A 17,736-nucleotide genomic window follows, 5' to 3' on the forward strand; every position below is an offset into this window, starting at 1 on the left:
ATAAGTCAATAGAAAAAGACAAGCGAATTCCTTTTGTATAACTTTTGTTATTTTAAATTTTTTTGTGTTTTCCCTTTTTATGTGAAATTATAGGAAGCCGACTTGTTAACCATTTTTCAATTAGAAGTATTGATATAATCGCCTTTTTGAACTAAAAAGTCCTTTTTAATAATCCGATTGTTCGTTATTTATAAAGGAGATTTTTTACATAAATTTGATGAACTAGATGCCGAACAATGGAGGAGTGGGGGTTATTTTTACAAAAATTAATAATATCTTAATAAAAAGGGTGAAGTACTGATACGCTGAGCTTTCGTTGTTTTCTTCATGCTGAGCCTTTGATTTGGAGTGATAAATGAGCAAATATCATTTTTTTATTTTATTATTTTTCAAAAAATAGTATTTTAAAATTAAAAAAGTTGTATAATATGTGATAATTCTTTACAATTACTTTTTGATCTACATGGGAAAAGAATTGTTGTTTAGTGTAGCTGATTTGCCTTTTTTCAAGGGAACAAGGTCCCTGTTTTGGCGAGAACGGAAGGACGAGTAAATGGGATTGATGAAAGCATGAAAAGAATACTGATTTTCACTCAAAATATTTTAAATGAAAAAGAAATCCAACAAAATATTCAGCGGCTAAATTATGAGGTCTTTGTATCAGAAAGTCTCTCTGATTTTTCTACGGCTAAGGAGATTCTTGACTATTTTTCGGTGATTATTATGAGCGAGACCCTCTCCAATGCAACAACAGAGCAGCTGGTGCCGAAACTGATCGAGGATCATCATATTTTGATCAAGAAGGAGGGCAAGCTGGAAGAACGTGTCGTAATTGGTCATCGCACTATTCGTACGATTGACGCCAAGATCTCTTTGGAGGAGCTGAGGGAAGTTCTGATCAGCTTTTTCCCAGTAAAAACCGTAGTGGCAGAGGAACCAAAGGCGAGAAGGGAATTTCCTTCGTTGAACCGGTTGGATATGAAAGTCTTGGCTGGCTTGGAGATGCAAAATGGGCATGCTGTTTCACGTTCTGATCTATGCGGCCTCGTATGGGGGAGCGACTATAAGATCTCCTCTAAGCTTTCTCAGCTGTCGATCATCGTGAAGCGGATCAATCAAAAATTTGCTGCCGAAAATATTCAAGATGTTTATATCGATACAATCTGGGGTGTCGGCTATAAGCTCGTAGGAAATGTCGACGGGATTGTTGCACCGACCGCTCCGGGGACTTTTGAAAACTTAGCATTTGAAGAATTCGAATAAACCTCCGCTTGCAGTCGCGAGCCAGAGAAGGGCATGTTGGCCGTTTTCTGGCTCTTTTTTGCTCGTTGCTCTCTGATCAGACTTGCTATCTTTAGTGGGAATCGTCATAATAAAGAAATTACCAGTAGAAATGTGGTGGGAGATGAAAAAACAACAAAGTTTGCAATTGAATCTACGCTATATTAGTTTGCAGGTGCCTTATTGGATGGGCTACTCGATCTTGGCTACTTTTGCTTCGGTGTTTCTGTTGGCAAAAGAGTTCAACAATGGTCAGATCGGACTGATTCTGTCTGCGGCCAATCTTTTGGCAACAGTCGCTCAGCCTTTCTTGGCCTCGTTTGCGGACCGCATGCAGCGTTGGACCTTGTCACAGCTTTCAGCCGCTATGGCAGCAGTGTTAGTGCTGCTCTCAACGGCGCTGCTCGTCATTTTTAACCATTACCTGCTTATTGCAGTACTCTATGTGCTTTTATACACGTGTCTCATTTTGCTGCAGCCCATGACGATTTCAATCGGAACCTTCTTCATCAGCCGGGGGTATTCCTTGAACTTTGGTGTGGCACGCGGATTGGGTTCGTTGGCGTTTGCCTTGGCTTCTGCAGGCACGGGCTTATTGATTGAACGCTTTTCTGTCAATGTTGTGCTGTATGCATTAATCGGGATCTTTGCTTTTTTCGCTGTGGCAACCCGCTTTTTAGATACTCGAAAGACAGCAGGGACTTATTCCCTGTCTGTGAATGAGGAAGAGCAGATGGAGGAGCTGGTGCTGGAGGATCCCTGCAGCCTGCCGGTGTTTGTTCGGCGCTACAAACGGTTCATGGGGTTGATCGTTGGTGTGGCTTGCCTGTTCGTGTTTCATACGATCGTAAACAGCTACATGTATCAAATTATGCAGCCTTTAGGTGGAACAGAGGCGAATGTCGGCTCTTCCTTGTCGATCGCCGCGTTGAGTGAGCTGCCGACAATGTTCTTGTTTACTTGGCTGATGAGCCGTTTCAAACTGAAATCGCTGATTCGGCTGGCTGCTGTTTTTTTCACGATCAAAGCAGTTCTGATCTTAGCAGCTCCGAATATTTTGTTGATCAATGTCGCGCAAACGCTGCAGATGATCGGGTTTGCTCTGCATACCACGGCGTCAGTTTATTACACGAGCAAGATCATCCCAAAGAGAGATCTGATCAAAGGACAAACCCTGATGAGTACAGCAAATACCATCGGTGGGATCGTCGGTTCCTTTTTGGGTGGACAATTATTGAATTCCTTTTCAGTTTCTGTCATGCTGCTGGCAGGTACGCTTATCTCAGCGATCGGTACGATACTGGTCTTTTTGATGGCAGAGGAGTAACCAAAGAAACTCGCGCAATGCATCGTTTTTTCAAAGCTGGACACTTTGACAAGACGGCATTGTGCGAGTTTTTTTGATCGCTTTTACTCGGGTTCCCATCGATGATTTTTCAAATCGACACTGCCTATTGACGTGAAACGGACCGCTTCGGCTTTCAGCAGGTTCTTTTGTGCAGGCCAATGTTTGGCGCATTCGCCTTTGCTGTTCACAACGCGATGGCAAGGATATTTTCCGTAAAAATCAGCGCGGCTCAGTACTTTTCCAACGAGACGGGCATTTCGTTCGAAGCCAGCCAATTCAGCGATTTGTCCGTAGGTTGCTACTTTTCCTTCCGGAATCTCTTCTACGATTGAAAGGATCAAAAATACGAAATCATTTGTCAGTCTAGCCATGGCGGCTCCTTTCTCGTGCGTTTCTCTTCTAATCGTAACAGGAAGTAAAAAAAGTACAAGAAGCAAAAAGGCATCCGCTGCTTTTAGCAAGTGTAGGATGAAAGGAACATCGCCTGCTTTCAATTCATTAAAGGGCAGGTTTGACACACCGTTCAAACGTAGAGCCGCTTTTTGGGCTGATTTTGATACCGTGACTTGGATAGTTGATGGTGTAACATGTGTTGTGTTAGATCAGCGGATAGAAACGGACACCCTTTTTTTAATCAAAAATGAATAGCTCAACCTAAAATAGTGGTGTTTTAACAGGTGCAACAGATTAGTCCAAGGTTTAATCATGTGAGGAGAATCATAAGCAAATCATTCGTGTACAACCGGGTTCCGCAGTAGAATGGAACTATTGATAATCAAAGGAGTGTTCAGAATGACAAGCTATGAAAAAAGACAAGAGGACCAGCTGCTATCTCCGGAGAATACAGTATTGACGGTGATCGATTACCAACCAACTCAAATTAATTCGATCAATTCAATGAACCGTTCAGAATTGATTCGCAACACGGAGATTGTTATCGAATTAGCGAAGCTCTACAATATCCCGATCGTGCTTTCCACTGTCAATGTTGAAAAAGGTTGGAACGAGGATACGATTCCCGTGTTAAGAAAGGCCGTCGGAGAGGACGCCCCTTCCTATGACCGCAGCTCGATCAACGCTTGGGAAGACAAGGAGTACAACGAAGCAATCAAAGCGACCGGGAGGAAAAAGATGTTGATCATGGCTTTGTGGACAGAAGCTTGTTTGACCTTTCCAACTTTGGATGCGTTAAAAGAAGGCTTTGAAGTTTATCCGATCGTGGATGCAGTTGGCGGGACTTCTTCGATGGCTCACGAAACAGCTTTACGCAGAGTAGAACAGGCTGGCGCACAGCTGACTTCGATTGCCCAATTGGCTTGTGAGCTGCAGCGTGACTGGAACCGTGAAGGCACGGTAGATGGCTTCGATGAGTTGATGACGAAGTTTGGTGCATTCTCAAATTTGAGATAACTGATTGCGAGCAAGTTGACAACCTCCTAGGCGATTGGTATAGTGGAACCATAAATAAATCAATCACCTAGATGAACGGAGTTTTTGTGTGAGTGTAGCAGGTATCTAACCCATAAGTTGAATAAATCAATGAACCCTTAGAGGTTTATTTGATGCGCTTATAAGTGATATCTGTCGAATAATAGCAAATGGACGCTAAGACGATAGGAGAACTGTCGTCTTTTTTTGTATACTCTAGGTGAGGGATTTATACCAAGGCAGGTATCTCTTTTCAGAAAGGAAAGAGAACAATGAACAACGAAACATTCAAACACTTACAATTTGAACGAGTGATCAATGAAATTCAAGCACGTGCGATCGGAGAATACAGCAAACAGCGAATCGCCGAGATGGTACCACAAACCAATTTGCAGGCAGTCAGAACCTGGCAAAAAGAGACCAAAGAGGCTCGACTGATCATTGACAGCAGTCAGCATGTTCCCTTTATGGGCTTGATTCGAATCAATACCCTGATCAAGCAAGTCGAAAAAGGCATGATCTTGTTGCCTCACGATCTAATCGAAGCTGCTGATTTCATACGGAGCAGCCGCAGAATCACGGGCTTTTTTGAGAAAAATCAATACCAGACGCCTCTGCTGTATTCCTACAGCAAGACGCTGCCGAGTTTATTGGAGATCGAAGAAGCGATTTATCAAAAAATCCAAAACAGTAAGGTTGCGGATGATGCGTCGCGCAGCTTGCGCAAGATTCGCAAGCAGCTTCAGGAGACCGAAAAGGAGATCCAAGATAGGCTGATGAAATTCTTGCGCCACCCCGGCAACAAGGAAATGATTCAAGATGCATTGGTGGTTCAAAAAGGCGATCATTATACGATCCCGATCAAAGCCAGCTATAAAAATCGAGTGGCAGGTACCGTGATTGAACAATCCGGCAAGGGACAGACAGTCTTTATCGAACCTGCGAGTGTCGATAAGCTCAATGAAAAGCACGCGCTGCTAAAGGCAGAAGAGATCGCTGAAGAATACCAGATCTTGGCTGAACTTACGGGTCTATTGGCTGAACGGGAAACCGAGATTCAGTTTGCACTGGAAACGATCACTGCGTTCGACGTAATTTTTGCCAAAGCGAAATTCAGCCGGGAGCTGAACGGGATCACGCCAGAGGTCAACAAATCAGAGATCATCCAGATCAAGCAAGGCCGGCATCCTTTCTTACCTTCTGATGCGATTCCTTTGGACTTTTCGATCGGAAAGGATTATCGCGGACTGGTTATTACAGGTGCAAATGCCGGTGGCAAGACGGTCGTGTTAAAAACGGTCGGGTTATTGACACTGATGACGATGATCGGAGTGCAGATTCCGGCCAAGGCAGGGACCGAGATCGCAGTCTTAGATGATTTGTTTGTCGATATTGGCGATCAGCAAAACATGGACAATGCCCTCAGTACTTTTTCAGGCCATATGCACAATATTGCAGGTATTTTGAAAAAGGTGAAACGAAACAGCTTAGTGCTGCTAGACGAGATTGGTAGCGGAACAGAGCCGAATGAAGGAGCTGCATTGGCAATCGCCATCATGGAGAGACTGTATCAAAAAGGGGCTCTAACCGTTGCAACGACGCATTATGGTGAGATCAAACGCTTTGCCGAGGAACATCAGGATTTCGTTCCTGCAGCCATGGCATTTGACCGCGAAACGTTGACACCTAAGTATTTGCTGCAGGTCGGCAAGGTCGGAGACAGTCAGGCACTTTGGATCGCAAAAAAAATGAAGATGACCCCAGAGCTGATCGAGCAAGCTCAAAAATACATGGACCATAAAGAGTATCACACGGAGAAAAAGGTATTTCCAGCGGTCGGACAGCCAACGACCAGCCAAAAGAAAGTCGATCAGCTTTACCAAAAAGGCGACCGCGTCTTACTGACAGAGTCACAGGAGACAGCACTGATTCATGAGGACACTGGAGAATCCATGGTCGAAGTTTTTTTGAATCAAGAAATGATCAAGGTTCAAAGACAGCGAGTTCAGCTCGTCATGTCTGCCCAAGAGCTTTACCCGCAGGACTATGACTTAGATAGTTTGTTTAGTGACTTTCATACCAGAAAACGTGAGAAGGATTTGGCTCGCGGGTCGAAAAAAGCCCAAAAACAATTAGACAAAGAGATGCGGGCTAGGCGGCAGCAATCATGATGATCCGTCGAACAATTACGCAGAAGGGAAAGCTATTTTCTGCATCCATTTAATGAATAAAGCTAAAATCACGTTGACGGATGTTGACGTGATTTTTTTGTTCAAATTGCTTCAAAAAAGTGTTTACAATAGAATAGATTTTTGTTTATAATGATTTTAAAGTGACAAACATTTTCTTGTTGCGTTTATGCGTATTAAGTAAAATTGTTTTCAATTAAGAGAAGTAATTCTCATTAAAACACAGGAGGTATATTATGTCATTGATCGGAAAACAGGTAGAAGAATTTCAGGCACAAGCGTATCATCAAGGGAAATTTGTAGAGGTCTCTAACGAAAGTTTTTCTGGCAAATGGACAGTCGTTTGTTTTTATCCAGCTGATTTTACGTTTGTTTGTCCAACTGAATTAGAGGACTTGCAGGAGCAATATGCGAAACTAAAGGAATTAGGAGTGGACGTTTATTCTTGTTCGACCGACACGCACTTTACCCACAAGGCATGGCACGATACTTCAGATGCGATCGGCAAGATCGAATATACGATGATTGGCGACCCTTCCCATCACATTTCGCGGATTTTTGACGTCTTAGATGAGGAATCAGGGTTGGCACAGCGTGGGACATTCATTATCGATCCAGATGGTATCGTACAAGCAATGGAGGTCAATGCAGACGGGATCGGCCGGGACGCAAGTATTTTAGTCGATAAAATTCGGGCAGCCCAATATGTTCGGACTCATCCAGGCGAAGTGTGTCCGGCAAAATGGAAAGAAGACGGCGAAACATTAAAACCAAGCTTTGACTTAGTCGGCAAGATTTAAGGGGATCGCGATGTTAGATAACGAAACAAAAGCACAGCTGAACCAGTATTTAGAATTACTGGAATCAGACATTACCTTTTCTGCCAGTCTGGCTGAAAACGAGGACTCACAAAAGGTTCGTGAATTTTTGACAGAGATTGCAGAGATGTCGCCGAGAATCACTGTGGAAGAGACAGTCTTGAACAGAACCCCCAGCTTTGAGATCAATCAAGCAGGAGCAGAAAAGAGCGGTGTCGCTTTTGCGGGTCTGCCAATGGGACATGAGTTTACATCCTTCATTTTAGCCTTGCTGCAGGTCAGCGGTCGTGCGCCTAAGGTGGATGAAACGATCCTCAATCAAGTGAAAACCATCAATGAACCCTTGGCATTTGAAACGTATGTCAGCTTGACCTGCCACAACTGTCCAGACGTGGTTCAGGCGTTGAATATTTTTGCGATCGTCAATCCTAAGATCTCGCACACCATGATCGAAGGCGGAATGTTCCAGCAGGAGGTCGACGCCAAAGAAGTCATGGCAGTGCCGACAGTCTTTTTGAATGGCGAAGAATTTGGCAGCGGTCGAATGACGATCGAGCAGCTGGCGGAAAAGCTAGCCGGGCCAATGAAGCCTGAGGCGTTTGCGGATAAGGAAGTTTTTGATGTGCTGGTAGTCGGCGGAGGGCCTGCTGGTGCAAGTGCTGCGATTTATGCGGCACGAAAAGGCATCAAGATCGGCATGGTCGTGGAAACATTTGGCGGTCAGGTGCTGGAAACACTAGGGATCGAAAACGTCATTGGCACACCGTATGTCGAAGGACCGCAGCTGATGCGTCAGGTGGAAGAGCATGTGAACCAATACGGAGTCGATGTGATGAAGGGCCAGCGCGCCAAAGCAATCCGCAAATCTGATTGGGTGGAAGTCGATTTAGAGAATGGTGCCCAGCTCAAAGCGAAAACAGCGATTTTAGCAACAGGTGCCCGCTGGCGGGCGATCAATGTCCCTGGTGAAAAAGAGTTTAAAAATAAAGGAATCGCCTACTGTCCGCATTGCGATGGTCCATTGTTCAAGGGCAAAGAGGTCGTGGTGATCGGCGGTGGAAATTCGGGGATCGAAGCCGCAATCGATCTGGCAGGATTGTCAAAACACATCTATGTTTTGGAATTCTTGCCTGAGCTGAAGGCGGACAAGGTATTGCAGGATAAATTGGCGGAATTACCGAATGTGACGGTAATCACCAATGCTGCGACAAAAGAGATCACTGGATCGACACATGTTGAGGCATTAACTTACGTTGACCGTCTAACCAACCAAGAGCATACCTTAAATGTAGAAGGTGTCTTTATCTTGATTGGGCTGATGCCCAATACAGAATGGCTGCAAGACTCGGTAGCCTTGTCTGAAAGAGGTGAGATTCTCGTGGATAAGCAGGGAGCAACCAATGTTGAGGGGATCTTTGCTGCAGGAGACTGTACCGATAGTGCGTACAAACAAATCATTATTTCGATGGGGTCAGGAGCAACGGCTGCATTGGGCGCTTTTGACTATTCCATCCGAAACAGTTTTCCAGAACAATAGAGAAAATGTGACAGAAGCAGAAACTAGCTTTGTCTGTTTTGGACACCACTCAACTCGCTTTAGTCACATTACATCTGAGCATTCTAGGATCTTTGACCTGTTTAGGTTGAAGGTCCTTTTTCTGGCTTTTCTTGCCTTTTGCGAAAATTTTAGCAGGCAATTTTTGGATCTTGTGCTACACTTTTTATAAAAAAGGGAAAAGGGAGTTTAGTATGGCAATTGTTGGAATAGATTTAGGAACGTCCAATAGCTTGGTTACCTATTGGAATGGCACAGAGGTGGAGTTGATCAAGAGCCGGTTCGGACAGACGTTGACACCTTCTGTCGTCGGTTTAGATGACAATGGGGAAATTTTGATCGGCGAAATTGCCAAAGAACGCTTGATCAGCCATCCACAATTGACAGCGGCTGCATTTAAGCGCTTTATGGGGACGGAAAAAGAATACCACTTAGGGAGTCACACTTTTACGCCGATCGAATTGTCTTCGCTGATCCTCAGCAGTTTGAAAGAGGATGCTGAGTTGTTTTTAAACGAATCCTGTGAGGAGGTCGTCATCAGCGTGCCGGCGTATTTTAACAATACTCAACGGGAAGCCACGATGGAGGCGGCTAGACTAGCTGGAATGAAGGTGCTCAATCTGCTCAGTGAGCCGACAGCGGCAGCAATGGCTTACGGTCTGCATAGAGAAGAGGATCTGTCGATATTAGTCATTGATCTAGGCGGCGGCACTTTTGATGTATCGCTATTGGAAATGTTTGAAGGCATCATGCAGGTCGAAGCAATCGCTGGAGACAATCAGTTGGGTGGGGAAGATTTTACGCAATTGATCGTCAAGGATTGCTTGAACAAAAACCAGCTGCTGGATGAAATGCTGACGGCTGAAGTCTATTCGGTGCTATACCAAAAGGCAGAGATGCTCAAAAAGGAGCTGGCTATTCAGTTCAGCACTTCCTTTGAGTTTGAGATTGGTGATGCGAGTTACTGCTATGAGCTGACAAAGCAAGCCTATGAACACTTATGCGAACCGCTGCTGACCAAGATGCGTTTTCCGATCGGACGTGTGCTGAATGATGGCAATACAGCGATCGAAGAGATCGACCGGGTGATCTTGATCGGCGGGGCCACGAAGGACCCCGTGGTTCGAAATTTTCTGTCCAAGCTCTTGAAGACGATTCCTTATACTTCGATCAATCCCGATGAAGCAGTCGGCGTAGGTGCAGGAATCCAAACGGCGTTGAAGAAAGACCGCAGCATGGTTTCAGAAATGATGCTGACGGACGTATGCGCCCATTCTCTAGGGGTCGAATGTGTGCAAAATTTTGGCTCAAAAATGATTGGCGGACTTTTTTCACCAATCATTGAACGCAACACGACGATTCCCGTCAGCAAGGTCAAGACCTTCTACAGTATTTATGACCAGCAGGAAAAAATTTGTTTTTCAATTTTTCAAGGGGAAAGTCCACACGTCAAAGACAATTTAAAAATTGGTGAAATGGAGATCTCGATCCCTAAAGCACCGAAAGGGTATCCTGTAGAATGTCGGTTCACGTATGATTCAAATGGACTGCTGGAGGTGCTTTTGACGATCAAAGATACGGGGAAGACGCACCAGCTGATCATCGAAGAATCTCCTGGAACACTAAGCGAAGCGGATATTCGAGCCAGTCTAAAAAAATTAGAGGCTTTGAAGATCCATCCGCGGGATCGGGCAGAAAATCGGTTGTTGCTGGCGCGGCTGGAACGGCTCTATGCAGAAACGACTGGAGAAACCAGAGAACACGTTCAACAGCTGTTGTTTCGTTTTGAAGCGGTACTGGAAAAACAAGAAGTGCATCAGACCAAAAAAGCAGCCAGTGAATTGACGAAAACCCTTGCTGAATTAGAAAAAGGCTTGTGGCTATGAATATCTGGGAGCTTTTAGAGATCGAAAAAACGCAGGAAATCAAACAAATCAAAAAGGCTTATGCAAAAAAGCTGAAGCAGATCGTTCCTGATGAACAGCCGGCAGAATTTCAACAGCTGAAGGAGGCCTTTGACCGAGCTGTTGAACTGGCCAAAGGCAGTGGACAAATAGATCAAGTTTATCCCTCAGAGCGCAGAACACCGGTCGAACGGCTGGAACCTGAAGAAACAGTAGACGATTCTTTCATGCATAAGGTGCAGCAGTTTCTGCGAGAGTGTGCGTATTTTGATGATTTGGCTGCGTGGAAATACCTGCTGAAAGATCAAACCAGCTGGTCGATCCAAGAATTTATCAATAACACTTGTTATATCCAAGAGCTGCTGCTCGAACATTTCCAATTTTTAGACAAATCGATTATCGTTTTATTGATGGACACGTTTCAGTTAAATGATTTAGAGGAAGAACTAAAAGATGATTCTTTAGTGCTGCCGTACTTTCTTCATATGCGCCAGACGATACTCTCGGAGCCTGAATTTTCCTTTGCTTTATGGCGCGAACTGCCGGTGAATGACCGCTTGAATTATTTTACCTATCGCAGAGAATATCTCGATCTCCTGAACCAGAGTCGAGACAATCCGCTTCTTTTTAAAGAGATCGAACACAAGGTTGAGCAAATTTTTCAACAGGATGGCGATTTTTTAGTATTGCGAGCATTTAATCAGCTGATCAAGGTCCACGGGGATCTGGATCAGCAGGACAGCTATCAACAGGTATCCGATTTGCTGGAACAAGCCAGCTGTCAGCCTTACCGAAGTGACAAATTAGCCTTTTTCCTAACGACGTATCTCCGAGTCTGGAAAACCCATGAACTAACAGACAGGGACCTTGAGCTGCTGCAAAAGGAAACCTATTTATTACCTGCAACGTGGCGCCCTTTATTGATGGGAATGCTTTTTTGGAAAGCCGATTTGCCTTCACTGGTCATTCCTCAGTGGAAAAAACTGTCCAAAGAACACTATTTAATGATTCGTCCCTTTTTCAGGAAGGTACAGCGCCAGCTAGATCGAACGGAGCAGCGGGAATTGACTCAGAACACACGTTATTATGATCCTAAACCTTATGTGCCGCCGAAAAGAAAGCGAAAAATTTCTTGGGAGATTTTGCTGGCGATATGTGTTCTGCTCTCTGTGTTCGGTGCATTTATGCGCTATCAGGATCGACAGGAAAGTCGCAATGCTTTCGATCCGAAGACGCTGCAAAAACCACCGCTGATCGATCAATCCAACGTCAATGAGCTGCAGAAAAAGGCGGAAGAAACCTTCGCTGCTAAAGCTTTGATCAGTGAAGATGCCGATCCCGCTCAACGAATGATCTACTATTTTTTTTGCCAAGAGGATCAGGCAGAGCGACAAACCTTTATCAATGAGTATGTGGCGGAGGAAGCAGTTCCCTTGATGCAGCAGCATTTGGCTGATCCTGCCGCTTACCCGGAAGCAAAGCGCTATGACTTCTCCTTTGAAACGGATCGCACAAGTACAGATGGGCTTTGCAAAGCGGTCTCCTATAATGAAGAAAACCTGCTGATCGTCAAACTAAATGACGAGGAAAAAATCATTGATGTTCTGGGGACTGGTTGGCATGAACTAGAGCCGCAGCATTATGAGGCACTGTTGAAGGACATTAATGTTCGGCCATTGCACTCGCTGAACTTCTTCTTTTCACGCTATTTGCCTAGTGAAGACCGCAAAACGGTGGTGGACACTTATCCGCAATACGTAACCGAAGAACTGCGAACAGAATTGGAAAAAAGAGCAGCCGACAAACCCGTCAAAAAATACGGGAGCGGGACTTGGCAGCTCAGCGAAGTAGATGGACAACGCTATTTTGTAATTAATGATGAAAACGATGAGCCTGCGATGATCTTGACGATGGATAACTACGGTCGGATTGATCATGTTTATTTAGACGGCTGGGAAAAAATGGATCAGAAAACAGTCAAGCGAATATTGGATCACTGCGAAGAGGACAAGATCGGTATTTTTTAAGCAGGGCGAGCCATTTCTCAGTAATAGCTGACAGTTGTTTTACTTATGTATCTGCCTTATACTGAAACCAACAAGAAAGGAAGAAAAACAGATGATCGCACACAAAAGAGCGGGATTCCATGTAGTTTAGAACCAATCAATTACATGGAGGAAAAAAAGATGAATAACGTATATGATAATGAAGATTTTTTTGAGAAGTACAGCCAAATGTCACGTAGCAAGCAAGGCTTAGAAGGGGCTGGCGAATGGCGCACCTTGGAAAAGCTGCTGCCGGATTTTAATGGAAAACGGGTGCTTGATCTCGGCTGCGGATACGGCTGGCACTGTATCTATGCAGCAGAACATGGGGCAAAATCAGTCGTCGGGGTGGATATTTCCAGCAGGATGCTGGAGGTGGCCCGTGAAAAAACACCGTTTGAGAGTGTTACTTATGTACAGGGCAGTATCGATGCGCTGGACTTTCCCGCAGATCAGTTCGACATTGTACTCAGTTCTCTGGCCTTTCATTATTTGCCATCGTTTGAGAAAATTGCCCAGCAGGTCCATGCCTATTTAAGCGAAGGTGGCCGCTTTGTCTTTTCAGTCGAGCATCCGATCTTTACGGCAAACGGAAACCAAGATTGGGTCTACGATGAAAAGGGTGAGATCCAATACTTTCCGGTAGATCGCTACTTCTACGAGGGAGAACGCTCAGCACATTTTCTCGGCAGTGAGGTGACCAAATACCACAAAACCTTGACCACCTATTTGGATGGCTTGCTCACCAATGGTTTTCGGATCGATCGCCTGGTGGAGCCTATGCCACCGGAAGACATGTGGTCAATTCCTGGCATGAAGGATGAGATGCGGCGTCCAATGATGCTGATTGTTTCAGCAACTAATTTGAAATCGCCGCTTGTCTAAGCAGACGCTGTGATGTAGACTTAATAGTGACAACAAGTGAGGGAGTGTTTTTGTCCGGCGCACTATTCATTACGTAATCAAGTAATTTAGTGAAACGTGGAAAAGAAGTCTGAAGGCAAATAAACTGAAAAATTCATGGTTGAATTCAGTTTATTTGTAGTGTTCAGAAGTTCTTTTTCACGTTTTTTTTGCTGTGGAAAAGAGTGTTGCCTGCATGTAGGAGAGGAAGGAAGAAAAAATGAGATTGAATGAGTTAGAAAAGAACATCCCTTTGTTTGCCAAGAGTCAGGATACGATTTGGACAGATCCGTATATCAGCCAACGCATGCTGGAGGCTCATTTAAAAGAAACAGAGGAAGGAGCGACCCGAAACGTGGCTTTCGTTCAACGCTCCGTAGAGTGGTTTGCGGCTAAATTTCCGCCAGCTGAATACCCCAACCTGCTGGACTTAGGCTGCGGACCGGGTATTTATGCGGAACGTTTTTATGAGAAGGGCTATTCGGTGACAGGGATTGATTTTTCCGAAGTCAGTATTGCGTACGCCAAAAAATCTGCCGCCCAAAAACAGCACGCGATCACGTACTTAGCCGCAGATTATTTAAGCACTTCCTTACAAGAAAATACTTACGATTTGATCGTTTTGATCTATTGTGATCTAGGGGTCTTGTCGCACACAGAACGCAGGCAGCTGTTGACAGCCGCCTATCGCGCGTTGAGACCGGGTGGGAAGTTGGTGTTTGATGTTTTTACTCCTGTTCGATATGCCGATTTTCGGGCATTTCGCAGCTGGCAAGTTGAGCAAAACAGCTTTTGGAGCGAGACCGCATGTTTGCGGCTGCAGGAAAATTGCAGCTATCCACAGGAAAATACCTATTTGGAACGACACGACCTGCTGTACCAAAATAGCCATAAGACGTTTTTTATTTGGGAGACGGTCTTTGAACCAGAAACCTTGGAAAAGGAGTTGAGTCAAACGGGCTACCAATCTATTGAACGCTTCTCGTCCATTGCGGGAGATAACTGGCAGGATCAATCAGAGGTGGCCTGCTTTTCAGCCTCAAAACAATGAGATAAAAAGGCTTGCAGCAGGAGCTGATTTTCTTTCGTATCTGGTGCAAAGAATTCCGGGTGCCATTGAACGGCTAGAGCGAACGTTCGGTCTGGCAGATAGATTGCTTCCACCAAGCCATCCTCTGCCAAGGCGGTGACGGTCAGCTGGCTGCCGATTTCCTTGATCCCCTGATGGTGGTAACTGTTTACTCCCAATGTGGTTTTTCCAAATAGCTCAGCCAGCAAGGTCCCTTCTATCAATTGCACATCATGTTGCTGTCGATCATAAGGGGCCTGCATCTGATGGTTCAGCTGAGATGGTTTTTCCGTTGGCAAGTCTTGATACAAGGTTCCGCCAGCAATGACATTCAGCAGTTGAGCTCCGCGGCAGATCCCTAACAGCGGTTTGTCCAGCTCGATGGCTTTTTCCATGCAATAGCAATCCATTGTGTCGCGCAGCCGGTTGGTCTCGCCGCATCGGGAAGACGGCTCTTGATTGTACAGAGCGGGAGTTACATCATGACCGCCGGTAAAGAGAAAGCCGTCACAGGTCTCCAGGAAATAATCCAACGTTTTAAGATTATCCGTCAACGGAAGCAGCAACGGGATTCCGCCATTTTCTTCGATCAAGGCAGGATATCCTGGCAGCATCCACAAGCTTTCTTTTTCACGATCATACAAAGGCATGATGCCGATTACTGGTTTCTTCATAGGTTGCTCCTCCATTTATTTTTTATTGTCTATTTTAGGGGATTCATTAGAATTTGTATAGAAAAAATTTAGAGTTTAGAGAGAAAAAACGACTGATCAACACGCATCAGTCGCTTTTTCCTATTTTTTCACAATCATGTCGATCGCTTTTCTAAGTTTTCGTGCTTGTTCTTCGGAGCTTTCTACGGGTTCTTCGAAGCAATGCATCAAATTTTCAGCAACGATGACTCCCATCACACGATCGATACTGGAGCGAATGGCACTTAGCTGTGTCACGATATCGACACATTCCTGCTCCTCCTCAATCATTTTTTGGACCCCGCGGATTTGGCCCTCTGTTCGTTTTAGTCGATTGATGACTTTTTTCTTTTCTGCTGTCATTGCCCTTCACGTCTCCTCTGGGTGAGTCTTTGTCTCAATAAATATACCTCTGGAGGGTATAATAATCAAGCAGAATATTTTAACAACTTGTTGACAAACAGAGTTGTAAGGCGTTTAATATACCCTGTAAGGTATTTTTGGGAAGAGGGAAGCGCATGCTGTCATTTTTTAAAAGGAGTCCAGAGATTTCTATATCTGAATTAAAAGCCTTGTTAAAAGGTAATATTCCATTCATTGATGTTCGTTCCTTGGATGAATACGCCCTGGGGCATATTAAAGGGGCAAAAAATGTTCCATTGGAGCAGATCGATTCGTTCAACGGAAAAAAGGAAGCAGCTGTTTATGTCATTTGCCGCTCGGGAATACGCAGCAAACAAGCCGCTGCGTATTTGACGAAAGCGGGTTATCAAGCCGTACATGTTCGTGGCGGTATGAACCGTTGGGACGAGAAAAGAAAGGGAGGATACGAAAAATGAAGATCATTATTGTAGGCGGGGTTGCAGGCGGTATGTCTGCTGCGACTCGGTTACGGCGTTTGATGGAGGATGCAGAAATTGTCGTGTTTGAGAAGGGGCCGTACGTTTCTTTTGCAAATTGTGGATTGCCTTATTATGTGTCCGGTGAGATCGAGGAGAAGGAGCAATTGCTGGTCCAAACACCGGAAAGCCTCAACGCCCGTTTCAATTTGGACGTTCGACCTGAGCATGAGGTGATCGCCATTGATCCAGACAAGCGAACGGTTACTGTCAGGTACCGTGAGGAAACATTCATCGAATCCTACGACAAATTAATTTTATCCCCTGGTGCCAAACCGTTCATCCCCGCGATTGAAGGGATAGCTGAAGCGAAAAATGTTTTTCCCTTGCGAAGTGTCCCTGACCTTGAGAACCTAATAGATTGTTTGGCGCAGAAGCCGAAGCAGGCGGTGGTGATCGGTGCCGGATTTATTGGGCTGGAGATGGCTGAAAACCTAAAAAACCGCGGATTATCAGTCACAATCGTTGAAAAGGCTCCCCATGTTTTACCACCTTTGGACGAAGAAATGGCGGCCTTTGTCCAAAGAGAATTGGAAAAAAACCGAGTTCGAGTGCTCACCTCTCAATCTGCAACAGCGTTCAAGGAACAAGGGAAAACCATTGTTTTAGAAGATGGGACAGAACTGACTGCGGATGTGACGATTTTATCCGTAGGGGTTCAACCAGAAAATCAATTAGCAAAATCCGCGGGACTGGCACTAGGTCTTAAAGGCGGGATAATCGTCGACGAAAACTATCGAACAAGTGATAAACATATTTTTGCTGTTGGGGATGCGATCATTGTCAAACAGCAAATAACTGGCGAGGATACAATGATTGCTTTGGCATCACCCGCAAATCGTCAAGGAAGACAAGTTGCCGATGTGATTGCCGGGTTGCCAAGAAGAAATCAAGGGAGTATCGGAACGGCGATCGTACGAACCTTTGCGTTGACCGCTGCCTCTACAGGCTTGAATGAACGAGCAGCCAAGCAGGCAGGCCTATCTTATCAAGTCATCCATACCACCGGGAAGGATCACGCAGGATATTATCCCGGAGCCACCGATGTGACACTGAAAATGATTTTTGATCCAACGACAGGTGAAATCTATGGCGCACAAGGAGCAGGAGCAAAAGGTGTCGACAAGCGCATCGATATTTTGGCGACTATGATCAAAACCAAAGCTACGATTTTTGATCTTCCTGAATTAGAGCTGACCTATGCTCCTCCTTTTGGTTCAGCCAAAGATCCGGTAAATATGCTGGGTTATGCCGCGATGAATCTAGCTGAGGGGTTGAGCCAGTCGATCCAATGGCATCAACTATCTGAGGAGCTGGCAAAGGGGAAAATCTTATTAGACGTTCGTAATCCAGAAGAAATTGCGGAAGGCCGGTTTAAGACATTCATATCTATCCCGTTGAGTCAGCTGAGAGAACGTATGGCAGAACTAGATCCGCACAAGCAATACATCGTCAGCTGCCACAGCGGCTTAAGAAGCTATATTGCAGAGCGGATCTTGAAACAATCCGGCTTTCAGGTCGAAAATTTAGATGGTGCTTTTTCACTTTATCAAGTTGTCAAACCAGAGGAAATCAAGTACATTGAAGAGAAGAGCTGAACCGGCA

The 17,736-nt window shown here is 45.0% G+C and carries 15 protein-coding genes; 12 read left to right on the forward strand and 3 right to left on the reverse strand.

Features of this window, described 5'->3' with window-relative positions; all coding sequences use genetic code 11:
• The first annotated feature begins 528 nt into the window (after window positions 1-528).
• Both NRIC_RS16025 and NRIC_RS16030 read left to right on the forward strand, forming a co-directional pair.
• Window positions 529-1,263: a helix-turn-helix domain-containing protein gene (locus tag NRIC_RS16025; protein WP_146623719.1), complete on the forward strand. Its 735-nt coding sequence runs from the start codon at window positions 529-531 to the stop codon at window positions 1,261-1,263.
• A gap of 142 nt (window positions 1,264-1,405) precedes the next feature.
• Window positions 1,406-2,608 carry an MFS transporter gene (locus NRIC_RS16030; RefSeq protein WP_146623720.1) on the forward strand — a complete coding sequence of 401 codons (1,203 nt, stop codon included), beginning with the start codon at window positions 1,406-1,408 and terminating at the stop codon, window positions 2,606-2,608.
• 83 nt (window positions 2,609-2,691) lie between these two features.
• On the opposite strand, the gene NRIC_RS16035 is transcribed toward NRIC_RS16030, so the two are convergent.
• Window positions 2,692-3,000, reverse strand: coding sequence for an MGMT family protein (locus NRIC_RS16035; protein ID WP_146623721.1), 309 nt, complete (start codon window positions 2,998-3,000; stop codon window positions 2,692-2,694).
• 421 nt (window positions 3,001-3,421) lie between these two features.
• Here NRIC_RS16035 and NRIC_RS16040 point away from each other — a divergent pair, with 421 nt between their 5' ends.
• The 8 genes from NRIC_RS16040 to NRIC_RS16075 all read left to right on the forward strand — a co-directional run bounded on the left by NRIC_RS16040 (window position 3,422) and on the right by NRIC_RS16075 (window position 14,522).
• Window positions 3,422-4,039: an isochorismatase family protein gene (locus NRIC_RS16040; protein ID WP_146623722.1), complete on the forward strand. Its 618-nt coding sequence runs from the start codon at window positions 3,422-3,424 to the stop codon at window positions 4,037-4,039.
• A gap of 290 nt (window positions 4,040-4,329) precedes the next feature.
• Window positions 4,330-6,228 (forward strand): endonuclease MutS2, encoded by a 1,899-nt coding sequence (locus NRIC_RS16045; protein ID WP_146623723.1) that lies wholly within the window; start codon window positions 4,330-4,332, stop codon window positions 6,226-6,228.
• 254 nt (window positions 6,229-6,482) lie between these two features.
• Window positions 6,483-7,046 carry an alkyl hydroperoxide reductase subunit C gene (gene ahpC, locus NRIC_RS16050; protein WP_146623724.1) on the forward strand — a complete coding sequence of 188 codons (564 nt, stop codon included), beginning with the start codon at window positions 6,483-6,485 and terminating at the stop codon, window positions 7,044-7,046.
• Between the two features lie 10 nt (window positions 7,047-7,056).
• On the forward strand, window positions 7,057-8,601 hold the full coding sequence (ahpF, locus tag NRIC_RS16055; RefSeq protein WP_146623725.1) for an alkyl hydroperoxide reductase subunit F: 1,545 nt from the start codon (window positions 7,057-7,059) through the stop codon (window positions 8,599-8,601).
• A 212-nt stretch (window positions 8,602-8,813) separates the two neighbouring features.
• Window positions 8,814-10,505, forward strand: a complete 1,692-nt coding sequence (locus NRIC_RS16060; protein WP_146623726.1) for an Hsp70 family protein — start codon at window positions 8,814-8,816, stop codon at window positions 10,503-10,505.
• Window positions 10,502-12,550 carry a hypothetical protein gene (locus NRIC_RS16065; RefSeq protein WP_146623727.1) on the forward strand — a complete coding sequence of 683 codons (2,049 nt, stop codon included), beginning with the start codon at window positions 10,502-10,504 and terminating at the stop codon, window positions 12,548-12,550. Before NRIC_RS16060 ends, NRIC_RS16065 begins: the two co-directional genes overlap by 4 nt.
• 159 nt (window positions 12,551-12,709) lie before the next feature.
• A complete protein-coding gene (locus NRIC_RS16070) occupies window positions 12,710-13,453 on the forward strand; it encodes a class I SAM-dependent methyltransferase (protein ID WP_146623728.1) in 744 nt (247 codons plus the stop codon).
• Between the two features lie 238 nt (window positions 13,454-13,691).
• Window positions 13,692-14,522, forward strand: coding sequence for a class I SAM-dependent methyltransferase (locus tag NRIC_RS16075; RefSeq protein ID WP_146623729.1), 831 nt, complete (start codon window positions 13,692-13,694; stop codon window positions 14,520-14,522).
• Here the strand turns inward: NRIC_RS16075 and NRIC_RS16080 are convergent.
• On the reverse strand, window positions 14,483-15,214 hold the full coding sequence (locus tag NRIC_RS16080) for a gamma-glutamyl-gamma-aminobutyrate hydrolase family protein (protein WP_146623730.1): 732 nt from the start codon (window positions 15,212-15,214) through the stop codon (window positions 14,483-14,485). The genes NRIC_RS16075 and NRIC_RS16080 overlap by 40 nt on opposite strands.
• Window positions 15,215-15,334: 120 nt before the next feature.
• Window positions 15,335-15,595: a metal-sensitive transcriptional regulator gene (locus NRIC_RS16085; RefSeq protein ID WP_146623731.1), complete on the reverse strand. Its 261-nt coding sequence runs from the start codon at window positions 15,593-15,595 to the stop codon at window positions 15,335-15,337.
• 155 nt (window positions 15,596-15,750) lie between these two features.
• Between NRIC_RS16085 and NRIC_RS16090 the strand changes: the two genes are divergently transcribed.
• On the forward strand, window positions 15,751-16,071 hold the full coding sequence (locus NRIC_RS16090) for a rhodanese-like domain-containing protein (RefSeq protein WP_146623732.1): 321 nt from the start codon (window positions 15,751-15,753) through the stop codon (window positions 16,069-16,071).
• Complete coding sequence (locus NRIC_RS16095) at window positions 16,068-17,729, forward strand: FAD-dependent oxidoreductase (RefSeq protein WP_146623733.1); 1,662 nt, start codon at window positions 16,068-16,070, stop codon at window positions 17,727-17,729. The genes NRIC_RS16090 and NRIC_RS16095 overlap by 4 nt, the downstream gene beginning before the upstream one ends.
• Window positions 17,730-17,736: the final 7 nt, after the last annotated feature.

The organism is Enterococcus florum, assembly GCF_004309355.1.
In the GTDB taxonomy this organism is placed as follows: Bacteria; Bacillota; Bacilli; order Lactobacillales; family Enterococcaceae; genus Enterococcus_A; species Enterococcus_A florum.